Annotated in this window: 20 protein-coding genes and 3 pseudogenes; 12 read left to right on the top strand and 11 right to left on the bottom strand. The window is 60.3% G+C overall.

Translation table 11 applies throughout. The features are described 5' to 3' along the window. Nucleotides 1–8 precede the first annotated feature (8 nt). Together TU80_RS32760 and TU80_RS21435 are read left to right on the top strand one after the other, a co-directional pair. On the top strand, nucleotides 9–173 hold the full coding sequence (locus TU80_RS32760; protein WP_156422912.1) for a hypothetical protein: 165 nt from the start codon (nucleotides 9–11) through the stop codon (nucleotides 171–173). Between the two features lie 223 nt (nucleotides 174–396). Then, nucleotides 397–636, top strand: coding sequence for a DUF7740 domain-containing protein (locus TU80_RS21435; protein ID WP_082643880.1), 240 nt, complete (start codon nucleotides 397–399; stop codon nucleotides 634–636). Nucleotides 637–840: 204 nt separating this feature from the next. Here TU80_RS21435 and TU80_RS21430 read toward each other — a convergent pair whose 3' ends face one another. From TU80_RS21430 to TU80_RS21380, 10 genes are all read right to left on the bottom strand, one after another. Continuing rightward, the gene (locus tag TU80_RS21430) at nucleotides 841–1,236 is read right to left on the bottom strand and encodes a single-stranded DNA-binding protein (RefSeq protein ID WP_019689279.1); all 396 of its coding nucleotides are present in this window, start codon (nucleotides 1,234–1,236) and stop codon (nucleotides 841–843) included. After that, nucleotides 1,233–1,748: a DUF3158 family protein gene (locus tag TU80_RS21425; protein ID WP_057005347.1), complete on the bottom strand. Its 516-nt coding sequence runs from the start codon at nucleotides 1,746–1,748 to the stop codon at nucleotides 1,233–1,235. Before TU80_RS21425 ends, TU80_RS21430 begins: the two co-directional genes overlap by 4 nt. Continuing rightward, on the bottom strand, nucleotides 1,745–2,572 hold the full coding sequence (locus TU80_RS21420) for a PFL_4669 family integrating conjugative element protein (RefSeq protein WP_057005346.1): 828 nt from the start codon (nucleotides 2,570–2,572) through the stop codon (nucleotides 1,745–1,747). The genes TU80_RS21425 and TU80_RS21420 overlap by 4 nt, the downstream gene beginning before the upstream one ends. 617 nt (nucleotides 2,573–3,189) lie before the next feature. Continuing rightward, a complete protein-coding gene (locus TU80_RS21410) occupies nucleotides 3,190–4,377 on the bottom strand; it encodes an STY4528 family pathogenicity island replication protein (protein WP_057005344.1) in 1,188 nt (395 codons plus the stop codon). Beyond that, nucleotides 4,377–4,937, bottom strand: a complete 561-nt coding sequence (locus TU80_RS21405) for a DUF2857 domain-containing protein (RefSeq protein WP_057005382.1) — start codon at nucleotides 4,935–4,937, stop codon at nucleotides 4,377–4,379. Before TU80_RS21405 ends, TU80_RS21410 begins: the two co-directional genes overlap by 1 nt. 11 nt (nucleotides 4,938–4,948) lie before the next feature. Next, nucleotides 4,949–6,673: a ParB family protein gene (locus tag TU80_RS21400; protein ID WP_057005343.1), complete on the bottom strand. Its 1,725-nt coding sequence runs from the start codon at nucleotides 6,671–6,673 to the stop codon at nucleotides 4,949–4,951. Next, entirely contained in the window at nucleotides 6,666–6,926 is a 261-nt protein-coding gene (locus TU80_RS21395; protein WP_019689285.1) for a hypothetical protein, read from the bottom strand. The genes TU80_RS21400 and TU80_RS21395 overlap by 8 nt, the downstream gene beginning before the upstream one ends. Further along, nucleotides 6,910–7,773, bottom strand: coding sequence for a ParA family protein (locus TU80_RS21390; protein ID WP_057005342.1), 864 nt, complete (start codon nucleotides 7,771–7,773; stop codon nucleotides 6,910–6,912). The genes TU80_RS21395 and TU80_RS21390 overlap by 17 nt, the downstream gene beginning before the upstream one ends. Nucleotides 7,774–7,809: 36 nt before the next feature. Then, nucleotides 7,810–8,022, bottom strand: a complete 213-nt coding sequence (locus TU80_RS21385) for an AlpA family transcriptional regulator (RefSeq protein WP_057005341.1) — start codon at nucleotides 8,020–8,022, stop codon at nucleotides 7,810–7,812. Nucleotides 8,023–8,505: 483 nt separating this feature from the next. Then, entirely contained in the window at nucleotides 8,506–9,411 is a 906-nt protein-coding gene (locus tag TU80_RS21380; RefSeq protein WP_057005340.1) for a LysR family transcriptional regulator, read from the bottom strand. Nucleotides 9,412–9,671: 260 nt separating this feature from the next. On the opposite strand from TU80_RS21380, the pseudogene TU80_RS31925 reads away from it, so the two are divergent. Further along, nucleotides 9,672–9,945 (top strand): annotated as a pseudogene (locus tag TU80_RS31925) (IS481 family transposase); the annotation flags it as partial. Between the two features lie 56 nt (nucleotides 9,946–10,001). Here the strand turns inward: TU80_RS31925 and TU80_RS31920 are convergent. Next, a pseudogene (locus TU80_RS31920) lies at nucleotides 10,002–10,578 on the bottom strand (Tn3 family transposase); the annotation flags it as partial. 138 nt (nucleotides 10,579–10,716) lie between these two features. On the opposite strand from TU80_RS31920, the pseudogene TU80_RS31915 reads away from it, so the two are divergent. The 9 genes and pseudogenes from TU80_RS31915 to TU80_RS21330 all read left to right on the top strand — a co-directional run. Further along, a pseudogene (locus tag TU80_RS31915) lies at nucleotides 10,717–10,898 on the top strand (integrase); the annotation flags it as partial. Between the two features lie 237 nt (nucleotides 10,899–11,135). Further along, on the top strand, nucleotides 11,136–12,842 hold the full coding sequence (locus TU80_RS21365; protein ID WP_057005337.1) for a sensor histidine kinase: 1,707 nt from the start codon (nucleotides 11,136–11,138) through the stop codon (nucleotides 12,840–12,842). A gap of 17 nt (nucleotides 12,843–12,859) precedes the next feature. Then, entirely contained in the window at nucleotides 12,860–14,209 is a 1,350-nt protein-coding gene (locus TU80_RS21360) for a sigma-54-dependent transcriptional regulator (protein WP_057005336.1), read from the top strand. A 270-nt stretch (nucleotides 14,210–14,479) separates the two neighbouring features. Next, complete coding sequence (locus tag TU80_RS21355; RefSeq protein WP_057005335.1) at nucleotides 14,480–15,811, top strand: ABC transporter substrate-binding protein; 1,332 nt, start codon at nucleotides 14,480–14,482, stop codon at nucleotides 15,809–15,811. Between the two features lie 30 nt (nucleotides 15,812–15,841). Beyond that, a complete protein-coding gene (locus TU80_RS21350) occupies nucleotides 15,842–17,161 on the top strand; it encodes an ABC transporter substrate-binding protein (protein WP_057005334.1) in 1,320 nt (439 codons plus the stop codon). Nucleotides 17,162–17,232: 71 nt separating this feature from the next. Then, nucleotides 17,233–18,132 (top strand): branched-chain amino acid ABC transporter permease, encoded by a 900-nt coding sequence (locus tag TU80_RS21345; protein WP_057005333.1) that lies wholly within the window; start codon nucleotides 17,233–17,235, stop codon nucleotides 18,130–18,132. Continuing rightward, a complete protein-coding gene (locus TU80_RS21340; protein ID WP_057005332.1) occupies nucleotides 18,132–19,076 on the top strand; it encodes a branched-chain amino acid ABC transporter permease in 945 nt (314 codons plus the stop codon). The genes TU80_RS21345 and TU80_RS21340 overlap by 1 nt, the downstream gene beginning before the upstream one ends. Further along, nucleotides 19,073–19,867: an ABC transporter ATP-binding protein gene (locus tag TU80_RS21335; RefSeq protein ID WP_057005331.1), complete on the top strand. Its 795-nt coding sequence runs from the start codon at nucleotides 19,073–19,075 to the stop codon at nucleotides 19,865–19,867. Before TU80_RS21340 ends, TU80_RS21335 begins: the two co-directional genes overlap by 4 nt. Continuing rightward, nucleotides 19,864–20,511 (top strand): ATP-binding cassette domain-containing protein, encoded by a 648-nt coding sequence (locus tag TU80_RS21330; RefSeq protein WP_057005330.1) that lies wholly within the window; start codon nucleotides 19,864–19,866, stop codon nucleotides 20,509–20,511. The genes TU80_RS21335 and TU80_RS21330 overlap by 4 nt, the downstream gene beginning before the upstream one ends. Nucleotides 20,512–20,519 lie beyond the last annotated feature (8 nt).

The following is a 20,519-nucleotide window of genomic DNA, read 5'->3' as shown; positions in this document are numbered from 1 at the left end:
AGATATTGATGAATACGCCGTCCATTTCATTGCCGATGCGCAATGAAGAGCCCGGCATTCGACCTGTGCACCGGGAAAGAATGGACACCCGATCATTGATGCCGGCGATTACCGGGGTTGTCGAAAACCTAACCGAGCCGCTGCTGCTCCGTATTCAGCGTGAGTGGGTGTGAGCAGACCGACGTAAGCAGCGTGTGATGGCGTGCTCAGGAGGTTCAAGCGTGTCGTGAGTGGAACATCGGGGGGCATCGTCATGTACCGCGGACAGCGACCTCAGTGGACGTCAGTGGAGCAACTTGAGATGATCCAGGCCCAAGCGGTTGGGTGCAAAGTGGCGAGACAGCGAGTGATGGTCGTTAAGCTACCCCCTGATCAGCCGAAGAAAGACGCTATGCAATGGGCCAAGCGTTAGTGACGATTTGCAACGAGAGTGAGGTGATGGCGAAGACGCTTACCGATGCATACCTAGTGCTGCTGTTGGCGGCGACCATCCACGGCACGGATGCCGCAGTGCGTGATACGGCGAAGCGCTGTACCAAAACGCTGCCGAGAAGCAAGCGGGATGTGATGTACCAGATAGTCGACAGCAAGGAACCGCTCAAACTTGTGTTCCATATCGCGGAGAATCTGGACTGATGTGGCAAGCGAGAAGCGTCTGCAAGAGTAGCCGGAAGCCATGAGGCCGCGAATGGGGGCCGTAGGTTGGTTCTCCGGGAGCTTCTCCATGTGCCGCGAGCGGTGGATCTCAGTGGAACGCCATGGACGCTGACTGTTGCCCGGTGAGCGACTGGTGGTTGGCGCAATCGCTCAGCGGGAAAGGTGCACGCAGGGCGGGAATGATCACTCGTTCTCGGCTGGCTCCGCTGCCGCGGGCTTGGCCCCGAGCACGACAGACTCAATGCGATAAGGCAGGATGCCAGCGCGACGCGCTTCGATCTTGAAGGTCACGCGCTCGTTTTCGTCCGCATCCTCCCAATCGTCTTTCACCGCCCGACCTTCGACCAAGACGCGCATGCCCTTCTGGTACAGCGCGGCCCAGCGCTCGGCGTCGCGATGCCAGATCTCGACCGGCGCCCAGAACCCACCGCGATCTTCAAAGCCCTCCTTGGTAGGCACGGGGTTGTCGAAATAGACATTCAGGCGCAGCAGCCTGCGCGGCTCATTGTTGCCGTTCGGAAACTCGCGGAATTCTGGCGCAGAACCGATGTTGCCCTCGCCGTAGAAATGCGTGCTCATGGGTGTGACTCCTTGGGGGTGGTGGCGTGGACACGCCGTTGGTAAGCCCCCTCGGCGTGGACCAACTTGCTGGCGCATTCCGAGGTTTGGCGGGCGATGCTGTGAGTGAGGCTGATCTGCAGGTTCAGCACGATGCGCTGCACCTCGATGGTGTAGAGGTCATCGATCAGCGATGTCGGTGTGCCGGGGCTGGCAAGCAGCTCCTCCCACAAAGCCGTACCCATGCGTGAGCGATCAAGGTTGCGCCAGCGCAGAAAGGTCGTGCCTGCGCCAGTGGTTTGCTGGGCCAGTTGCACAGGAAGGAGGTTGAAGGGGTGGCTGCGGGCCTGCGACAGCACCTTGCGCTGCGCCAGTCCGATCAGATCGTCCCGCAGTGCTTTGCACTGGCTGGCCCAGGTCGCAAGCTCCCCATTACCTTTAAAAGGTTTTAAAAGGCCTTTTAGGTAGCCTGCGTGTTCCAGCCGCTGGAAGTCCGCCTGTTCCAGTGCCAAGAAGCGGTTGGATGCGGTCATGCTGGGTGGTCCTCGCGGTCCAACGACACGGAAGAGTCTTCGCCCAGAGGTCCCCCTGCAGATACGGCTGGCTCAGCCGCGTCGGGTTCACCGGCTGGCGCAATATCGGAAGTTGTTGACGGAGTTGGCGCCGATGCAAAAGGGGCACGACGGATGAGCGGTGGCGCAAAGCGTGAACGGCGCGTGCCTTCCAGCACGTCCTGCGGCAGTTCACCGTATTTCTCCAGGGCGGCACGCGCCGCCGCGTTGTTTGCGGCGAAATCATCGCGCTTCGTACCGGAGTAGCGATACTGCTGCGCCAGGCTGAAAAGGCTGCGCAGCGCATGTGCGCCTTCATTGAGCCAGCGTTCCAGGGTGCTGCGGTCGATCAGGGCCGTGTGATGCGCCAGGATCAGGCGCCGGGCCAGGTCGTCGTAGTCGGCCAGCAGATAGACCGCCATGAAGCCGAGTTGCGAGGCCACGAACAGGGGTAGCTTTACCGGCTGGACGTTGAGGTTCTCGCCCAGACTGAGTGCCGCCGGCACATCGGCCAGCGCCTGATCAACCTGTTCGCGCAGGGTCTGGAGTTGTGCCTTGGTGGTGCTGAGCTTGTCTTCGATGCGCAGCATCCACCAGTCGGAGTAGGGGTCGTCTTGCTCAGAACCTCGCTTGAGCTTGGTCATGATGGCGACAAAACCGTTGAGGCCAACAATGCCCGGCTTGCCTTCGGAGGGCGCGCGTCCGTGCCAGATGCGGGACGCATGATGGGTGTGCAGTGTCAGCGACATCGCGCTGCGCAATGACCCAAGGTTCAACTGCAGAGAAGATTCGGGTTCGGTGGCCATCGTGACGACTCTCGGTGAGGAAACGAGTCGCCAGCATCGGCATTGACCGGAAGGGTGTCAGTCATCAAACCGCACCGCATGACCGCCTGTTTGTGAATTCGCACTGCCGCAGTGGAATCTTGCACCTCCCTGCGGATGAGAGGGTGGCGTGAGGCATTCTGCGTCCGTTGCCCGCCACCGTTGCCGGAAGGCAGCCTGTTCAACTATACCAGTGGTATAGGCGACGGTGGCCTTCAGTGGACGCTTCAGGCGGATGACCCCGGGGCTGGAGGTGATGCATTGCAAGGAACGCAGTCTGTTCAACTATACCAGTGGTATAGGCGACGGTGGCCTTCGGTGGACTCTTCAGGCGGATGACCTGAGGCTGGAGATGATGCGTTGCAGGGAAGGCAGCCTGTTCAACTATACCAGTGGTATAGGCGACGGTGGCCTTCGGTGGACTCTTCAGGCGAATGACTCTGCGGCTGGAGGTGATGCATTGAAGGGAAGGCAGTGTGTTCAACTATACCAGTGGTATAGGCGATCATGGACGTCGTTGGACTTGCTGGCAGAGGTATAGGACAAACCCTGATGTTGAGCATTGGCAAAACGCCATTGATGCCCCGTGGGTGCTGCTTTCACCTACCCAGCAGAGAGCGCAGCCGTGCGATGTTCTTTCGGGCGACTTCAGGGTCGACAGCCTGCGTTGGCGGTGGCTGTGGGGGCTGGCTTACCGGGGGGCTGGCTGTCTTCTGACCGACCCAGGCGTGAAACTCACCCTTCATGGCCTTCTGAATGATGCCAAACAGGTAGCCCGCAGGGTTGCGCACTGAGCTTGCCCGACAACGTGCATCCCATTCGTCGAGGATGGCTTGGTGCAACTCGGCATCCACAGGCTGCAGTGCGGTCAGCGCGCCTGATTGCTGCTCTGCTTTGAGTGACAGGAAGCGTTCGGGTAGGCGAAGTTTTCCCCGCTCGCGCGGTACTGTACGTACTTCTTTTAATTCTTTTTCTTTACGTACAGTACTATCGGTCTTCGGATTCCGAAGTGAGTCGGTTTTACTGGGTTTTACGCCTGCTTCGGATTCCGAAGTCGGGGGGGTAGGATTCCGAAGTAAGTCTTTGGGACCTTCTTCGGATTCGTGGTCATCCCCAGGTTGTGGATAACTTTGCTCTTCGGTCCAGCCTTGCGCAGCCAATCGCTGCGACAGCACCTGAAGCCTGCTTGGCAGTATTCGCCCGCTGAGCAGCGGGTCGTCGGCCATTTCTTTGAGCGTGTGCACACCGACACGCTGGACGGACTTGCTGGCGTGATTCAATGCCTGGCTGACCAGACCCAAATAATCCGGGTCGAGCTGAATGGCTTCATAGGGCGTCAGGGGCTCGTCGTGCAGCACATAGAGATTGCCCTGTATTCGTCCTGTTTTCGGATCACGACGGCGCCTCACCAGACTGATCCAGCGCGTCAGGCGCAGCAACGTTAGCGCCCGCGCGACGGTCTCATGGGACGCACGAGCCGTGCACGGCATTGAGGCCAGATAGGGGCAGAGCTGATCGTAGGTGGGGAAGGCGGTGACCCCATCGTCGTTGAGCAGCAGACGAAAGACCTGCCAGGCATTTCGTTCAAGCGGGGTCAGCCGGTTATCCAGCAGCAATGCACGGGGCACGCTGTCATGGCGGTTGCCGCTGAAGATGAATCCATCAGAGGGAGGGGGTGCCGGAGTCGGCGCCGGTGTTGTGTCCGGGGGAGGTTGCATGTGCTGCAGTGCCTGGTCGAACAGCTCCCCCAGCGATACGGGGCCGCGTGAATGACGTGGACTGCCCATCAGACCAGCCCTTCATCAATCCACCCTCGGATAGCGCTCCAGATCACTGAGATGGGCAGGCCCGTGCATTCGGCAAGATCGGCTGTAATCGCAAGCATTGCCATGTCGTCGTTCAACTCGGTGCCACGTTCTTTGACGGTCGCTGACCAGCGATGCCAGAGATCAGCGTCCTGTTCTTCTGACAGGACCGGATGCCGGCCCTTGCGTTTCGGTAGCCCGATGACGTCGCGCCTGAGGGCGATTTCCTGGTGGGTCAAGCCGTAGAACTTGCTGATGAGCTCCGTACTCGCTCCCAGCCGCAGAAGCCGATCGATTTCTTCAATCTCCCGGGTGACATCATTCACCTGGCTCAAGAGATGATGCAGCACCTCCTTGTTCACGCTCACTGAGCACCATTTAACGGTTGCGTTGGCCAGGAGACTGGCCATGGCCGGGTGCTTGAGTGCCTCCAGCGCCGTGTCGTCGAACCCCATGGATTTTGCCCGGCGTAGCTGGCCGTTGCGCAAATCGTGGAGCGCTTGCGCGATCACTGCCTGATTGAGCGGATGGGGGTCGGGCATGGCGGCCGTCCTCATGATCCGTGCATGGCGGTGTCGCCATCAGTGATGCCGGCCTCGATGTCCAGCAATCGCCTGGCAAGCCTCAACAAGCGGAAAAGCTTCACCAGCCCACTGTCGCTCAGACGCACGACCTGCTGTGATGAGGGCGTACGCACCTGCCCCAGTAAAAGAGCGCCCAGGTCCTCGGCCAGTTGTGCTGTGTTGATGCGTACAGGCAAACTGCCGACCGGCTGATAGGGGGCGCTCAAGGCATGCAGCAGTGACAGTAACGAGCGCGGGAGATTTGATGGCGTGTCCAACTCGCCAAACGCTCGTGCGCACGTGAAGCCGATGCCCTCGTTGCAGGCGACGATGCCATCATCCAGACCCGCTTCGTTGGCGATCTCACGCGCGAATTGAGCGATGTGGATACGCAGCCGATCGGGTGTATCGAGGCTGGGGTCGATGTACCAGACATCCGAGATCGGATAGAGACCTCCAGCCTGGACAGGGATGGCCTGCAGGACGTTTGTTCCGAAATCAGGTGGTGTCTCGCCGGTGTGGTCAGCCACCAGTCGCTGGATCGACTGCAGGCGATCGGTGGTCTCGGCCGGCGAAACGATATGTTCCTGAAACAAGACCGAGCGATCGTCCTTGTCCTGTTGATCCTCAACCGCGTCGGCCGGAGGACGTGTTGCAGATCCACCTTGGAGCGTATGGGGCTCGCTTGCAGATGTTCTGGATGTCTCCGTCGTCCGCGGTGTGGATGCTGACGGCGGCGGTGCGACCGTCGATGGCAATGTTGGCTGGCTCGTGGGTGCCTGTCCGGTAGTCGCCGTGCTGGACGTGTTGTTGGGGTCACTATTCAGCAGTTGCCAGCGCTTCTCGGAATCGGTGATCTCGAATGCCAGCGTGTCATAGTCCACCCCGAGCAAATCGGCCATTTGACCGATCAGCTCATCCTGTACTCGCTGCGCCGCAAAGCTCCCTGGGGAGTCAAATACCATCAGGACGTCCTGGAACAGCGTCGCAAAATCAATGCTCGCACTGTTTCTGGTCATGCGCGCATCCCAGATCCGGGAACCGGCCCTACGCAGGCTGGTCAGTTGCTCGACTTGGGGGCGTCCGAGGCCGGCATAGAGCACGTTCGGTATCGCTGGCAGCAGGAACTGGATCGCCTCCTGCATGCGGCTGATGTGGGGTTGGGGCACGGGGTAGCCATCAGCCTTGAGGCGTCGGGCAAGCTCTGATTGCGACAGCGATTTACCATCCTCTTGCTCATAGAGCTCACGGACTTTTTCGATGCCCAGGGCACGTTCGATGAACGACAGGCCGCCGTGAAGTTCGTTCTCGACCAAATGTCCCGTCAGGGCAACGATCTCGCCACGCTCCGGCCATGGGCGGAACAGGCAGCCGATACGGAAGAATCGCTCGTCTTTGCTCTCACTCCAAAGATCGCGCAGTATCGCCAGGCGCGTGTTGCCGCCGTTACGGATGATGTAGTGATCGGCACCAGGGCGTCGGGTGATCGGCGGCGGGGCATCCAGCCCACGCTGGCGGATGGACGCTTTGATCTCCTCGTACAGCGGATTGCGCGTCAGCCTCGGATCGAGCTCATAGGAGCGTAACTGGTCCAGCGTCACCACCATTGGCGTGTCGGCGATCGGATCGCTCATCGAACTCGCTACCGGGCCGTTGCGTGTGAAACCATCGCTCAGGAGCTTGCTGGCGATGTCTTCTGGGGAGACATCAGTCATGGTCGGCTCCCTCTTGATCGGGGTGCTCGACCACTGTGGCGTGACGTTGTGCGCGCCGCAGCATGGCGCGCGCATTGCGTTCTGCCCGGTGATCGCTGGCTGTCGCGCTGGTATAAATCGGCGGTAAGCCCGGCTTGACGAATTTCAGGTGCCCGCCAGGTGTTCGGGAGACATTCCAACCCTCGCTCAGGGCATGTTCAATCAGTGGCAGTAGTCGCTTGTGGCCACGGGCCAGTTCATGGGCGTTCAACATGAGAATGTCTTCCCTCAAACTTCCCGGTGACCAGAGCGAACTGTTCCTGCCATTGCGGGCACAGTTCGCTGGCCAGCCCGCGGACAATGTCCAGTGCGGCTGCCGCGACTCGGCCAGTGGGCCGTCGGTGCTCAACCCGGTGGACCGGCAAACCACGCGTTGCCGCTCGGGGAAATGCCTCGATTGCAGGAATCTCGGTACGCAGGACGTGAACCCCTTCCTGATCTCGGTAGATCAAACGCAGTGTCTGCTGGATCAGCTTTGCATTGGCTGACACAGCAGGTACGCGGTTGAGCAGGAGATGAAGGTGTGGCGGGTTAATGCCCAGATGCCTATAGGGGGCGATGTCTTCGATGAGCTGCAGAGTGCCTCGGCGCATTTCACGCGCGGCGAGGATTTCGGGGGTGACGGGCGAGACCGCCTGTTCGGACGCCAGCACGGCCATCTCGAGCAGCACACTGCGAGCGCCTTGAGTATCGAGTAGCACCAGGTCGTAGTGCGGCTGAAACACCGGTAGCAGGTGCCGCAGTCGAAGCCGCCCATCCGGGGCATGCAGCAAGAGGGTGTTCAACTGCCGATGCGCGTCATTGGACAGAATCACGTCCAGCCGGTCTATGACGGTGCGCGATACCAGGCGCGCAATGTCGCGCTCGTTGAATGCCAGCAGCTCATAGATCCCGCATGGAGCGCGACGGGCAAGCTCGTAGTAGGATGACAGCGTCGGCTGCATATCAAGATCAAGCAGCAGAACCCTTAGGCCGGCATCGGCGATAAAGCCGCCGAGGTTCGCGGCTACGGTGGTTTTTCCTACACCGCCTTTGGTCGAGATAACAGAAATCACCTGCATGACGTGCTCCTCTTTGGCAAGGAATGGGGAGCTCAGTCAGGCGCGTTCTTTAAGGCGGTCAGTGATCCACTGGTCGATCTCAGTGGAGTCCCAGCCAACGGCACGGACGCCAAGTTTTATGGCTTTGGGGAATTGTCCCGCCTTCATGAGGCTGTAAAGATAGGCACGTTTGAAGCCTGTCTTGGCCTCGACTTCAGGCCGGCGGAGAATGCGTCGCTCCGCAATCGGAGCCGAGTTCTGTTCAGACATAATGGTCACTCCTTAATGCTCAGTGGCACGTGTTGGGCGTGACCCGTATTGAATCGATGTCACCACTGGAGCACATCAAACAATAGGATTGTGCTGACCATCGTATTCATTGCTTCGTCATTGAAGCTAAGGCTGCGAGGCGAAGCATTGCGGCCAACGCTATCCGTGGAACTGACACTATTAAAAGGTTCAGCGTTTTGATAAATAGTCCGTCGGGCGTTGGCTCGTTGTTCAATTTAGTAGCAACTGAATACGGCATTTTTCGTCATCTAGACGACAAAAAAAGTCGGTCATTAATGGCGGGGTGCGATTGACAAGCGCTACCAGCTCCAACGCTTGTGCATGAGCAGGCGCCTCCCCAACTGAATTCAATGGCCGCCCCCTTTATCTCGCGATGATGAAGGGGATATTTGAGACTTGCACCAGACAAAAATGTATGGAACTTAATGTGAGAGCCCAGTGCTGAGCATGGAATGATCATCGTCACTCATTGGTCATGCTGCCCCCGATGTGTTGCGCTCTTTTAATGAAGCGTTCCAGCTCTGCTGAAATTGGCCTCTCCGGTACAACGATGAATGTTGCCGTGTCGGGGATAGCGTCGATAACCGGCCGAACAATGACGTCAGGGTGGTTGTAAATGGAAAGCTGCGATTCCAACCCGATACCAATGCCATAGCCAGCGGCCACCAGCATCATCATTGGCTCATGACCAGAAACATGTTCAGCAATATTGGGGGAGGGCAACGAATCGTCCTCAAACCAATGATTAATGACGTTGTGTCCTCCGGCGCAACGTTCAGGATGGCAAAGAATCAACGGGTAGCGGAGTGCTTCCCCAAGAGGCACTTTATCCAGGGAAAGCAGCGGATGGTGAGTGGGAATAGCGATGGCAGGGCGTTCGACCCACACCCTTAACTTTGTGAAGCCATTGGTGGCGACTGTGCTGTCGACAGTGAAACCCGCATCTATCTCGTCATGGGCAAGAGCCTTATGCATCTCGTTGACGGTCATTTCCACGATCCGAATCTCGGTGGCAGGTTCCTCTTCACGGCATCGAGCCAGCAGCTGTGTCAGCCGAGGCTGAGCCAGGCTATCGGCGATGGCTATACGTACCCGGCCACGATAGCCCTGGGAGGCCGATTGCACGCGCGTCAGGGCGTTATCCATGAAGGCAAGGACGCGGCGCGCCTCCTCACGGAAAACCTCCCCTGGCCAAGTCAGCTGTATACGCCCCTTGGTGCGATGGAGCAGTCGGACACCGAGATAGGACTCAAGATCTCTTATGGCTCTGGACAACGGGGAAGGTTCGATGTGAACTCTGGCCGCCGCACGAGCAAAGCTTTGCTCTTCAGCGACGATCAGGAAATAGCGCAGGTGACGTATCCTCATGGTGCATCTTCCTTGTTGGTTGTTGACCTGTGCTTTGACCGCGAGCAGTGCCCTGTTATTCGCGCACGGGTAGTGGTTTCGGTGAGCTGCTGTGTGATTCAGTCCACAAGTTTTGACGCAGCCGAAGCTGACACGTACAGGTCGCAACCGTGTGACTGCTTCCTGAACTGAAGTGTTGATCCTACCGGCGTCTCTACGTGCCCCCCAATGTTGATGTCCAACATTTCGGGGTCAGATCACCGAAGGCCGACCCCAGCTTTCCGCTCCAAGGCCGCCCGAAGATGATCTACCTGGACAATGGCCCGGTGGCCAAGCGCCGCGTCTTCCAGAACGTCATGCAGGCACTGGACATCGAGTGGCAGACGCACATTCCCGCCGGCAGGCAAGGATGGCACACGCACTACGACCCGCTCGAAGGGCAAGGTTGAGCGGCCATTTCGCACAGTGAAGGAAGCCCACGAAACGCTGTATCACTTCCACAAGCCGGAAACTGAAGCGCAAGTCAACGAATGGCTGATGCGTTACCTGGTACGCACCTACAAGGGGAGCCTACAGAATTCGGAAAAAATCGTACGCTAAGGTTTTCCGACTTACCGTAGCGGCCTGAATTTCCCCTCTTCCAGCTTGCGACTCTGCCGCCAGACGTAGTCGCCGGTCAGGTTGATGTGCTCCCAGCCCAACGGCGATAGGTATTGATACAGGTCGGTATTCACCGGTTTTCCGGTGTCAGTCAGCCCTTGGGTTGCGCGTTCCAGGTAGACCGTGTTCCACAGCACAATAGCAGCGGTCACCAGGTTCAGTCCGCTGTCCCGGTAGCGCTGCTGCTCGAAGCTCCGATCCCTGATTTCACCTAGGCGGTTGAAGAACACCGCCCTGGCGGAGGGCATTGCGTGCTTCGCCCTTGTTGAGTCCTGCATGCACACGGCTGCGTAGCTCGACACTTTGCAGCCAGTCCAAGATAAACAGAGTGCGCTCGATCCGGCCCAGCTCCCGCAGGGCCACGGCCAGGCCGTTCTGGCGTGGATAGCTGCCAAGCTTGCGCAGCACCAATGAGGCAGTGACAGTACCCAGCTTGATCGACGTGGCCAGACGCAGAATCTCGTCCCAGTGGGCACGGATGTGCTTGATGTTCAGCGTGCCGCCGATCATTGGGCGCAGCGTCGGGTAAGGCTGCCGCCGGCGATGCGAATGCTCAGTTACGTGTGGATGGGATCATGCCGAGATAAGGAAAAATTAGGACATTAGACCTGTAATGGCATGATTTACTTGGCTTTTTATGGATCGTCATTTCACGCAAACAAAACGCAAGTCGGGGTGAAGATCATGCCCATGACTTCCGGCGCTCATTCATTACCCGGGTGATCGAAGAACATGATCTGTCGATCGCCCAAAAACTGGCCCATCACACCAATATCCAGACCACCGCCAGCTACGACGTGTGCGACGATAACGAAAGGCGCAGGGCCATTGATCGCTTTGACCTCTAGCCGCTGCCGAGGCACGAGGCTGCGATCGGGCGCGAAGCGGTCGTAAAAATCCTGAAGGCAACGCAGGTTTCGGACCTGCTGCGGCCCCTTCAGGACCGTTCGCAGCCTCGTGCCTCGGCAGCGGCTACAGAATTCAATAGTGGCCGTATGATGGGCGCAGATGCTTATGCTAATAGACAGGTACAAGTTGTCATCCCTATGCTGGCGGCGACTTTATAAAAAATAATCAAAAAAGCCATGAACCGCACTGCTTACTTCTGCGGGCTACGCAAGTGGCTCGCCCGGCCGCACCGCAGCCTGGTGGCGCGCTATACCTTGCTGTCCGTATTGGTGATGGGCATTGCCCTCATCACGCTGGCGGTGCTCTATGAGCAATTGGCCAAGGATTTGCTCAATCGCCTGACCGGTGAACGTCTGGACGCCCAGGCGCTGTCCACGGCCAACCGCTTGTCGTCGTTTCTCGATGACCGTTTCTACCAGCTCTCGGCATTGTCCAATCACCCGAACATGCCGGGGTTTATCGCCGATCAGTCTGGCCCTGGCAGTGACGTGGACTCATTGCTCAAGCTCGAAGCGGACTTACCGTTCCTCTATGGCGTGCTGTTTTTCGATGAGCACGACCTCTTGATCAATGTGCTGCCGGGGCAAGCCGCCTCCGGCGAGCCCTATTGGACCAACACTCATTGGTCCATCGCCGGTCTGCCGATCCAGTGGGTGGGTGACATCGAGGTGATTGGGCCGTTGCTCGCCGAACCCGGGCGCTCCGGTGGCTTTTTGATCCGCAAGACGATCCGCAATGGCCGCACCGATCACCGCGTGCGCATCGCCTTGCACCTGCGCCTTGCTTCGCTGACCGAGCTGCTGGTCAGTGCCGGGATGAGCGGGGTGGTTGCACCGTTGCTGCGGGTGCCGAGCGGTGCCTTTATCGACCCCACCGGGCGCGCGGTCGAGGCGCCTAAGCAGTGGCGTGATGGCCCGCAGATCATCCCCGGCTGGCAACTGGTGTTCAGTGTGCAGCCGGGGGCTATCCTCAAGCCGTTGAACGATGCGCGTTGGTGGTTGTACTGGGTGGCCGCCGGTTTTATCGCGTTTATCCTCGTTGTGTTTTTTACCCTGTCCCGGCAGCTGCGTTCGCGGGTCAGCACCTTGTTGCAGGGCGCTCATCAGTTGTCCATGGGCGACCTGAGTTATCGCCTGGCCGAACAGCCCCGTGACGACGAAATCAGCCATGTGGCGCGGGCATTCAACGTGATGGCCGCGCGCCTGGCCGACGTGCTGGAAAACACCGTGCGCACGGAAAACCTGGCGGTATTGGGGACTTTTGCCACCGGCGTGGCCCATGAGGTGCGCAATCCCCTGGCGACCATGAAAACCACGGTGCAAGCCTTGCTGCGTCGTGAGGAGGAGCCCGAACGACGCCACTTGCTGACCGACCTGGGCAAGGAGATCGACCGCCTGTCCCACGTCACCAGCGATCTGCTGGAATACGGCAGGCCGCACCCGGCTCAACCCAAGGTGGTGGCCGTGGCGCCGTTGTTCGAACAGATCGCCCGGCTGGTGGCGCCGAATGACCTGCAATTGCTGTGCAAGACAGAACCCGGCTTGCAGTTGTACGTCGACCCGGATCAGATCCGCCAGATACTGCTCAACCTGTGTTTGAATGCCTTCCAGGCCTGCGACAACCAAAGCCCCGTGCACCTGTGTGCCCAGGCGTGGGATGGGCAGGTGCGGGTCATGGTCATTGACCAGGGTTGCGGTATCTCCGAGGCGGACTTGCAACGCATCCGCCAACCGTTTTTTACCTCCAAGGCGCGGGGCACCGGGCTGGGGCTGAGCATCAGTCAGCAACTGCTGGAAGCCAACGGTGCGCGCATGGACATTATCAGCACGCTTGGCGTAGGGACTCAGGTGATCCTGGACTTTCCCCACGCCCCCAGGGAATGAGGCGAAGTAAACCACCGATGTCTGACATTCACGTTTTGATCGTTGATGACGAAGAGGCGCTGGTGCGCTCCCTCAGCTATGCCCTGCGCGGCGAAGGCATGCGCATCAGCACGGCCGGCAGCGGCGAGGCTGCACTGGAATTGCTGGCGGGGAACACCACCGACATCGACATCGTGCTGCTTGACCTCGGGCTGCCGGGCATCGATGGCATGGCCACTTTGGACGGTTTACGCCAGCGTCACGTACAACTGCCGGTGATCATGATTTCCGCTCACGGCGACACCCGCGCCGCCGTACAGGCGGTGAAAAGCGGCGCCACCGACTACCTGACCAAACCTTTCGAACTGGATGACCTGCTGGCGACCATCGCCAGCACCCTGTCGCTGGCCAACCACGAAGAGCCCACAGTGGTGGTCAGCGGTGAACTGGCCGCCGGGCTGCTTGGGCACAGCCCGGCGATGGGCGCCTTGCACGCAGCGGTGGGGCGCATTGCCCGTAGTTCCGCGACGCGGATTTTGCTGCTGGGCGAATCCGGCACCGGCAAAACCTTGGTCGCCCAGGCCCTGCACAACCATAGCGGGCGGGGCGGGCATTCGTTTATCGAGGTCAACTGCGCGGCGTTGCCGGAGCAGTTGATTGAGGCCGAGTTGTTTGGCTCGGAAAAGGGCGCGTATACCGGTGCCCACCAGAAGCGTGCCGGGCTGGTCAGTCAGGCGAATGGCGGCACCCTGTTCCTCGATGAGATCGGCGAACTGCCGTTGGCGCTGCAAGCCAAACTCCTGCATTTTCTGGAGAACGGCAGTTACCGTGCCGTGGGTGCCAGTGCCGCGAGCAGCGCTGATGTGCGAGTAGTCGCGGCGACCAATCGGGATCTGGCCGATGACGTGCAATCGGGGCGGTTTCGCGAAGACCTGTTCTATCGCCTGAACGTTATCACCCTGGATATTCCGGCACTGCGCGAACGCGGTGAAGACGTGCTGTTGCTGGCCCAGCATTTTGCCCGGCGCCAGGCCGTGGAGGAGGGGGTAGAACCGATCCGCTTCCTGCCGGACAGCGCCCAGGCATTGGCCCGTCACCGCTGGCCCGGGAACGTACGCGAGCTGAAGAACCTGGTAGAACGCCTGACTATTCTTTCGCCGGGGCAGGCGATCACCGTGGCGATGCTGCCAGCGCCGCTGCAAGGCCCGCAGGTCGAGCCGCTGGTGCTGGGCGAGCAACTGGAGCGCGCCGAGCGTGATCTGGTCACCGATGCTCTGAGCCGCGCATCGGGCCATAAAGGTCTGGCAGCGGGCCTGTTGGGTATTTCCCGGCACGCGCTCAAGCGTCGCCTGCAACGCCTGGGGCTGGATCGCTCCACTGAGCGGTAACCGCTCAATACCGCGCGCAGGTTGAGCGCTAAGCGCTCAACGCCACGTGGGCACCGCTCAAAGCAGCATACCCATGTGAGAGCGAGCCTGCTCGCGATAGTGTTGTTCCCGCCAACATCCCCGATGAATGTGACTTCGTCATCGTAGGAACGCCGCCCGGAGCCAGCTCGCTCACACGAAAATCCGTCTGTGCCAGCGTCCTGGCACACCCTTTGCTCTATCCCTCTGGCTAACTAACAAGAGGCGTTGCCAACGCCCTAAAGGATTTCTATGTCACTGCCACGACCATGGTTTCATTGCGCGCTCACATTGGGCGGTCTGCTGCTGAGCGTTGTTGCCTCAGCCCAGGTCGGCCGCGTGGAGTTGGGCGCGGCCGCCTCCCAGGCGGACCTGACCATGGGTTGCCTGTACCCGATGACCGAGCGCGCAGTGATCTACGGCCAGGACAGCATCGCCGGGATTCAGCTCGCCCTCGGCGAGTTGCAGGCCCAGCGCGAGGCCGGCCAGCAAGTGCCGCGCCTGCGGGTGATTATCGACGACGACCAGTCCAAGGCTTCCTACGGCGTAGGCCTTGCTAAAAACTTTATCCACCAGGACGGTGTGCAAGTGCTGTGCGGCATGGTCTCGTCCGGCGTGGGCCTGGCGGTCAGCCAGTTGGCCAAGCGCGAGAAGGTGTTGATGATCGGCACCGACCATGCGTCCTCGCGCATGCCCCTGGAAAACGGCCACCCGTACTACTTCCGGGTCACCAATGACACCTGGACCTCGATGGCCGCCGGTGCCCGCTACCTGCAAGCCCTGCAACAACAAACCGGCTGGAAACGCTTGGCGTTCATCGGCCCGGATTACGAATACGGCCATGTGTCCCGTGATGACTTGCACGAAGCCTTTGCCCAACTGGGGGTTAAGTTTGAGGACGTCACCGAGCTCTGGCCACGCCTGTATGAGCCTGACTATTCGGCCTATATCGCCGCCCTGGAACAAGCCAAGCCCGACATCATTGTCTCGGCCCTGTGGGGCGGTGACTTCCACGCCTTCGTCAAGCAGGCGGCCGGCACCCAATTGTTCGCCACGTCGCGCCTAGCCAACTTCGACACCGGTGGCAACTACGATTTCCTGGTGTCCCTGGGCGACAAAGCACCGCCCGGGCTGATCCTCTCGGCGCGGCACCACAACAACTGGCCGGACACGCCGCGCAATCGCTCCTTTGTCGAGCGCTTCCAGGCCTTGAACGGTCGCTACCCGACCTACGCCGCCCAAGGCGCCTATACCGGGGTCATGGTGCTGGCCAAAGCCTACGAAAAAGCCGCGGGCAGCACTGACACCCAGGCGTTGATCCGTGCCCTGGAGGGTTTGGAGATCGCCCTGCCGGAAGACCCGCCCGGGTTTGTCTCGCGGATCGACCCACAAACCCACCAGATCCAGCAGACCCAGGCCATCGGCACACCGGTACTCAACAACGACTACCCGCCCGCCAAGGCCATGCTGGGCAATTGGGCGGTGTATTCCGCCCAGGAACTGCAGCAAAGCAGCGCCACCATCAAACGTCGCATGGCCGCTGAAAGCCCTGGCTCGAAAAACAGCCGTCCCGAGAGTCCTTAGTCAACTCATTAATCGACAGTGGAAGCACAGATGAACAACTATAAGAAAAGCGCACTGAAACACCCTTTGACCTTAGCCATTACCGCTGGCTTGGCACTGTCCATGGGCTCCTCGGCCATGGCTGCCGAGAACGGCAAGTTCCGCATCGGCGTGGTGACTTTTCTATCGGGTCCAGCAGCCGGGCCGTTCGGCGAGCCCTCCGCGAACGCCGCCAAAGTGCTGGTGGAAGGGCTAAACAAAGGCAAGCTCCCGGTGCCTTACAACACCATCGGTATCAACGGTGCCGAAATCGAGGTGGTGATCATCGACGAGGCGGGCGGCGCGGCCAAACAGGTCGAAGAGTTCCGTAACCTGGTGCAGCGCCAGAAGGTTGATGCGGTGGTTGGCTACATTTCTTCCGGTGACTGCTTGGCCATTGCGCCTGTGGCCGAAGAACTGGGTGCCATGACCGTGTTCTACGATTGCGGCACTTCCCAGTTGTTCAACGAAGACAAGACCCCGCAATTCGTGTTCCGCACCAGCCTCGATGCGGCCGTGGACAATATCGGCGCCGCCCGTTACCTGACCAAGACCCGCCCGGACGCGCAGAAAGTTGCCGGCATCCAGCAGAACTACGCCTGGGGCCAGGACAGCTGGAACGACTTCACCCACTCCATGGAGCAGTTGATGCCCAAGGCCAAGGTGGTCGAGTCGCAGATGCCGAAGGTCTTCCAGGGCCAATACGGCGCGGAGATTTCCGCACTGTCGGTCAAGCGTCCGGACATCATCCACTCCAGCTTCTGGGGCGGCGACATGGAAGCCCTGGTGTTGCAAGCCAACGCCCGTGGCCTGCTGGAAGACGCCACCGCCGTGCTGACCTGCGGCGAGTCTGCCCTGGACCGCTACAAGGACCAGGCGCCGAACGGCATGATTATCGGCGGTCGGGGCCCGTTCGGTGCGTTCGCGCCGGATAACGAACTCAATCGCTGGTTCAAGGACAAGTACCAAACCGCGTACAACACCGCGCCGACTTACCCCGCGAGCAAAATGGCCCAGGCCATTCTCGGACTCAAGCACGCGGCGGAAAACGCCAAGGTTGAATCGGGCAAGATCCCGGCGCCGCTGGAAATCGCCAAGGCCTTCAAGGGCGCGACCTTTGAATCGGTGTCCGGCACCGTACAAATGGCCCGCGCCGGCGGCCATCAGGCCATGCAGGGCATTTCCTATGGCGAGTACCAGTACGACAAGGCCAGTAAGAAAGGCAGCGTGCAAAACGTCATCGCTTTCTCTGGTGAGTGCGTGACCCCACCGGACGGCACCACCGCTCTGGAGTGGATCAAGGCTGGCTTCCCCGGTGCCCAGTGCAACTGATCAACCTCGCTTGATTGATCCGAAGTGGCGGCCCTGTGGCGCCGCCACCTTTTTGCCAAGGTAGGACCTCTATGATGAGTCTTTTCGCGGTGCTGATTGACGGCACCATCTATGCCTCGTGGCTGTTTCTGGTCGCGGCCGGGCTGACGGTGATCTACGGGGTCATGCGGATCCTGAACATGGCCCACGGTAGCTTCTATGCCATTGGCGCCTACACCGCCGCCTCGCTGGTGGGCTGGTATTTCAATAACGGCATCGGCCCAGTCTGGGCCGGTTACCTGCTGATGCTTGGCTGTGCCCTGGTGGCTGGGCTGATCGTCGGCCTGATTATCGAGCGCGGCCTGCTCAAGTTCATGTACGGCCGCGACGAAGTGCTGATGGTGATCATCACCTACGCGCTGCTGCTGGTGTTGGAAGACACCATGAAAATGATCTGGGGCGTGAACCCCTATTTCGCCTATCAACCCTATGCCGAAATGGGCCGCAGCGCCCTGGCCGGATTGAAGGTGTCCAATTACGACCTGATGCTGGTGGGTGTGTCGCTGGTGCTCGGGCTGGGCTTGTACCTGTGGCTGGAACGCACCAACCAGGGCAAGGTCCTGCGGGCTGTGATCCACGACCGCGAAGTGGCCATGGCCATGGGCGTGAACGTCAAGCGCATGTTCACCCTGGTCTTTGTGCTGGGCACCATGCTCGGCACCTTGGCTGGTGCCTTGACTGCTCCGGCGATTTCAGTGGTGCCGGGCATGGGCGTGGAAATCATCGTCCTGGCCTTCGCCGTGGTGGTCATCGGTGGCATGGGCAGTATCGAAGGCGCGGCAGTAGGCGCCTTGCTGGTGGGACTGAGCCGTGCGGCGGCGGTGCACTACGCGCCGGAATTCGAACTCTTTGTGATTTACGGCGTCATGGCGCTGGTTCTGGCGGTACGTCCGCAAGGCCTGTTCGGCCGCGTGCTTGCGAGGAAAATCTGATGCGCCTGGATAAAACCGAACTGATTCTACTGGCGGTTGCAGCGTTACTGGCCGCCGGTGGCTGGATTGCCCCGCAATGGCTGGTGTTCCTGCTGACCATGGCGCTGGCCAAGGCCATGGTGGTGCAAGGCGTGGTGATGCAGATGCGCGCCGGCCTGGTGACCTTTGGTCAGGGCCTGTTCTTCTGTGTCGGTGGCTACGCCGTGGGCATGAGCGGGCACTTCCTCAACATCAGCGACCTGGCCCTGCTGTTGGTGATCGGCGTTGGCGCGGCGGTGCTGCTGGCGATGATTCTGGGTCTGCTGATGACCCGCTATCGGGAGATTTTCTTTGCCATGCTATCGCTGGCGTTCTCGATGATCCTCTACGGCGTGCTGGTGAAAAGCTCGGCCCTGGGCAGTACCGACGGCTTCAACGTCAAGGCCTGGACACTGTTTGGCTGGTCGCCGGCTTCCGGGCAGGGGCCGCTGGCGCTGTTCATGATCATCATTGCCTGCTCGGCGGTACTGGCGGTGTTGCTGCATCGCTACAGCCGCAGCAGCGCCGGGATGATGTGCGAAGCCATCCGTGAAAACGAAGTGCGGGTCGAGTACCTCGGCCAGTCCCCGCGCTGGGTGCTGTACATGAACTACGTCGCAGCCGCGGCGGTATCGGCATTGGGTGGTGGTTTCATGGCGCTGTCCGCCGGGCATATCGACCCGGAAATGGCCTACTGGATCACCTCCGGCGAGTTCGTGTTCATCGCCTTGCTCGGCGGCACCGCCCACGTGGCCGCCCCCTTTATCGCCGCCATAGTGTTTGCCGTGGTGCGCACTTACGCCATCGAACTGGTGCCCCATAGCTGGCAGATGATCCTGGGCTTCACCTTGTTGGCGATCATCGTGTTCCTGCCCAAGGGCTTGTGGAGCCTATTTACCGGTAACGCCAGGAGGGCCAAAGCATGACCTGCATTCTCGAAACCCAGGGCCTGTGCAAAGAGTTCGGCGCCGTCACTGCGGCCAAGGACGTCAATGTGCGGATCAACAAAGGGGAAGTGGTCGGTGTAATCGGCTCCAACGGCGCCGGCAAGACCACCTTCATCAATATGGTCACGGGTTACTTGAAGCCGAGCCGGGGCGAGATCCTCTTCAATAACCAGTCGATCATTGGCCGCACGCCACGGGCGATTACCCGCTCGGGCATGGCCCGTTCGTTCCAGGTCGCCCAACTGTTCCCGCAATTGAGCGTGCTGGACAACCTGCTGATCGCGGTGGCGGCGGCAGAAAGTCCGTTTCCAGCGCTGCTGGCGCCCGTGCGCAGCGCCGCACGGATCGCCCGCGCCGACGCCATTCTCGCAGAGTTCGGCATACCGCAATGGCGCGACACCCTGGTCACGGCGGTGCCGCAAGGGGTGCGCAAACTCATCGACATCGCCATGGCGTTGATCGGTGACCCACAGATGTTGCTGCTCGACGAGCCCACCAGCGGTGTCAGCGCCGAAGAGAAAACCGCGCTGATGGACACCGTGATGCGGGTAGTCGCCGAACATCAAGTGACCGTGCTGTTCGTCGAACATGACATGGACGTGGTACGCCGCTATGTGTCGCGCATCCTTGCGTTCTACAGCGGTGAAGTCCTGGCCGACGGCGCCCCGCAAGAGGTGTTGGCCAATGCTCGGGTGCAGGAGTTCGTCACCGGCGGCGCCAAAGCCCACGACAAGGCCCACGACAAGGCGCAAAGGAGGGCCGTGAAATGAGCCTGGAAATTCGCAATCTCAACGTGTCGATTGAAGGCATACCGATCCTCAATGACGTGTCGCTGTACGTAGGCCCCGGGCAAATGGTCGGCTTGATCGGCCACAATGGCGCCGGCAAGACCACCTTGATCCGCGCCATCATGGGGTTGTTGCCCACTGACACCGGCGAAATGTTTTTCGATGGGCAGGACCTCTGCGCGCAACCGGCCTTTACTCGTGCGGCGACGGGTATCAGCTACTTGCCGGAAGACCGGCGCCTGATCCCGGCGCTGACCGTGGAAGAGAACATCATGCTGCCGGTGTGGGCCAATAAACTGGCCGACAGCAAGCAGCGCCTGGAATGGGTCTACGGTCTGATTCCGGAAATCGCCCAGTTCCGTGACCGCAAGGCCATGCAGTTGTCCGGTGGCCAGCAGAAGCTGGTGGCTTTGGCCCGCGCGCTGATGCCGGGCAACCAGTTGCTGATTCTGGACGAACCTTTCGAGGGTGTGGCGCCGGTGTTGTCCCGGCGTTTGAGCGAGGTGATCGCAAAACTGGGCCAGGAAGGCCTGTGCGTGCTGATCTCCGAATCCGATGACACACACTCTGCCGACCTGGTCGATGCGTTGTTCCGCATCGAGCGCGGCAGCGTGACAGCAGGGTAGGGCAGATA

The sequence above is a fragment of the Pseudomonas veronii genome (assembly GCF_001439695.1).
Lineage (GTDB): Bacteria > Pseudomonadota > Gammaproteobacteria > Pseudomonadales > Pseudomonadaceae > Aquipseudomonas > Aquipseudomonas veronii.
Note: the sequence above shows the minus strand (reverse complement) of the source record. Positions and strands in the feature narration are given on the sequence as shown.

What these genes read in the sequence shown, in the direction of transcription:
- TU80_RS21390 (WP_057005342.1), bottom strand. Translation starts at nt 7,773, where the DNA reads ATGCAGGTGATTTCTGTTATCTCGACCAAAGGCGGTGTAGGAAAAACC.
- TU80_RS21380 (WP_057005340.1), bottom strand. Translation starts at nt 9,411, where the DNA reads ATGAGGATACGTCACCTGCGCTATTTCCTGATCGTCGCTGAAGAGCAA.
- TU80_RS21365 (WP_057005337.1), top strand. Translation starts at nt 11,136, where the DNA reads ATGAACCGCACTGCTTACTTCTGCGGGCTACGCAAGTGGCTCGCCCGG.
- TU80_RS21395 (WP_019689285.1), bottom strand. Translation starts at nt 6,926, where the DNA reads ATGTTGAACGCCCATGAACTGGCCCGTGGCCACAAGCGACTACTGCCA.
- TU80_RS32760 (WP_156422912.1), top strand. Translation starts at nt 9, where the DNA reads ATGAATACGCCGTCCATTTCATTGCCGATGCGCAATGAAGAGCCCGGC.
- TU80_RS21435 (WP_082643880.1), top strand. Translation starts at nt 397, where the DNA reads ATGGGCCAAGCGTTAGTGACGATTTGCAACGAGAGTGAGGTGATGGCG.
- TU80_RS21345 (WP_057005333.1), top strand. Translation starts at nt 17,233, where the DNA reads ATGATGAGTCTTTTCGCGGTGCTGATTGACGGCACCATCTATGCCTCG.
- TU80_RS21410 (WP_057005344.1), bottom strand. Translation starts at nt 4,377, where the DNA reads ATGGGCAGTCCACGTCATTCACGCGGCCCCGTATCGCTGGGGGAGCTG.
- TU80_RS21430 (WP_019689279.1), bottom strand. Translation starts at nt 1,236, where the DNA reads ATGAGCACGCATTTCTACGGCGAGGGCAACATCGGTTCTGCGCCAGAA.
- TU80_RS21330 (WP_057005330.1), top strand. Translation starts at nt 19,864, where the DNA reads ATGAGCCTGGAAATTCGCAATCTCAACGTGTCGATTGAAGGCATACCG.
- TU80_RS21340 (WP_057005332.1), top strand. Translation starts at nt 18,132, where the DNA reads ATGCGCCTGGATAAAACCGAACTGATTCTACTGGCGGTTGCAGCGTTA.
- TU80_RS21425 (WP_057005347.1), bottom strand. Translation starts at nt 1,748, where the DNA reads ATGACCGCATCCAACCGCTTCTTGGCACTGGAACAGGCGGACTTCCAG.
- TU80_RS21360 (WP_057005336.1), top strand. Translation starts at nt 12,860, where the DNA reads ATGTCTGACATTCACGTTTTGATCGTTGATGACGAAGAGGCGCTGGTG.
- TU80_RS21355 (WP_057005335.1), top strand. Translation starts at nt 14,480, where the DNA reads ATGTCACTGCCACGACCATGGTTTCATTGCGCGCTCACATTGGGCGGT.
- TU80_RS21405 (WP_057005382.1), bottom strand. Translation starts at nt 4,937, where the DNA reads ATGCCCGACCCCCATCCGCTCAATCAGGCAGTGATCGCGCAAGCGCTC.
- TU80_RS21350 (WP_057005334.1), top strand. Translation starts at nt 15,842, where the DNA reads ATGAACAACTATAAGAAAAGCGCACTGAAACACCCTTTGACCTTAGCC.
- TU80_RS21335 (WP_057005331.1), top strand. Translation starts at nt 19,073, where the DNA reads ATGACCTGCATTCTCGAAACCCAGGGCCTGTGCAAAGAGTTCGGCGCC.
- TU80_RS21400 (WP_057005343.1), bottom strand. Translation starts at nt 6,673, where the DNA reads ATGACTGATGTCTCCCCAGAAGACATCGCCAGCAAGCTCCTGAGCGAT.
- TU80_RS21385 (WP_057005341.1), bottom strand. Translation starts at nt 8,022, where the DNA reads ATGTCTGAACAGAACTCGGCTCCGATTGCGGAGCGACGCATTCTCCGC.
- TU80_RS21420 (WP_057005346.1), bottom strand. Translation starts at nt 2,572, where the DNA reads ATGGCCACCGAACCCGAATCTTCTCTGCAGTTGAACCTTGGGTCATTG.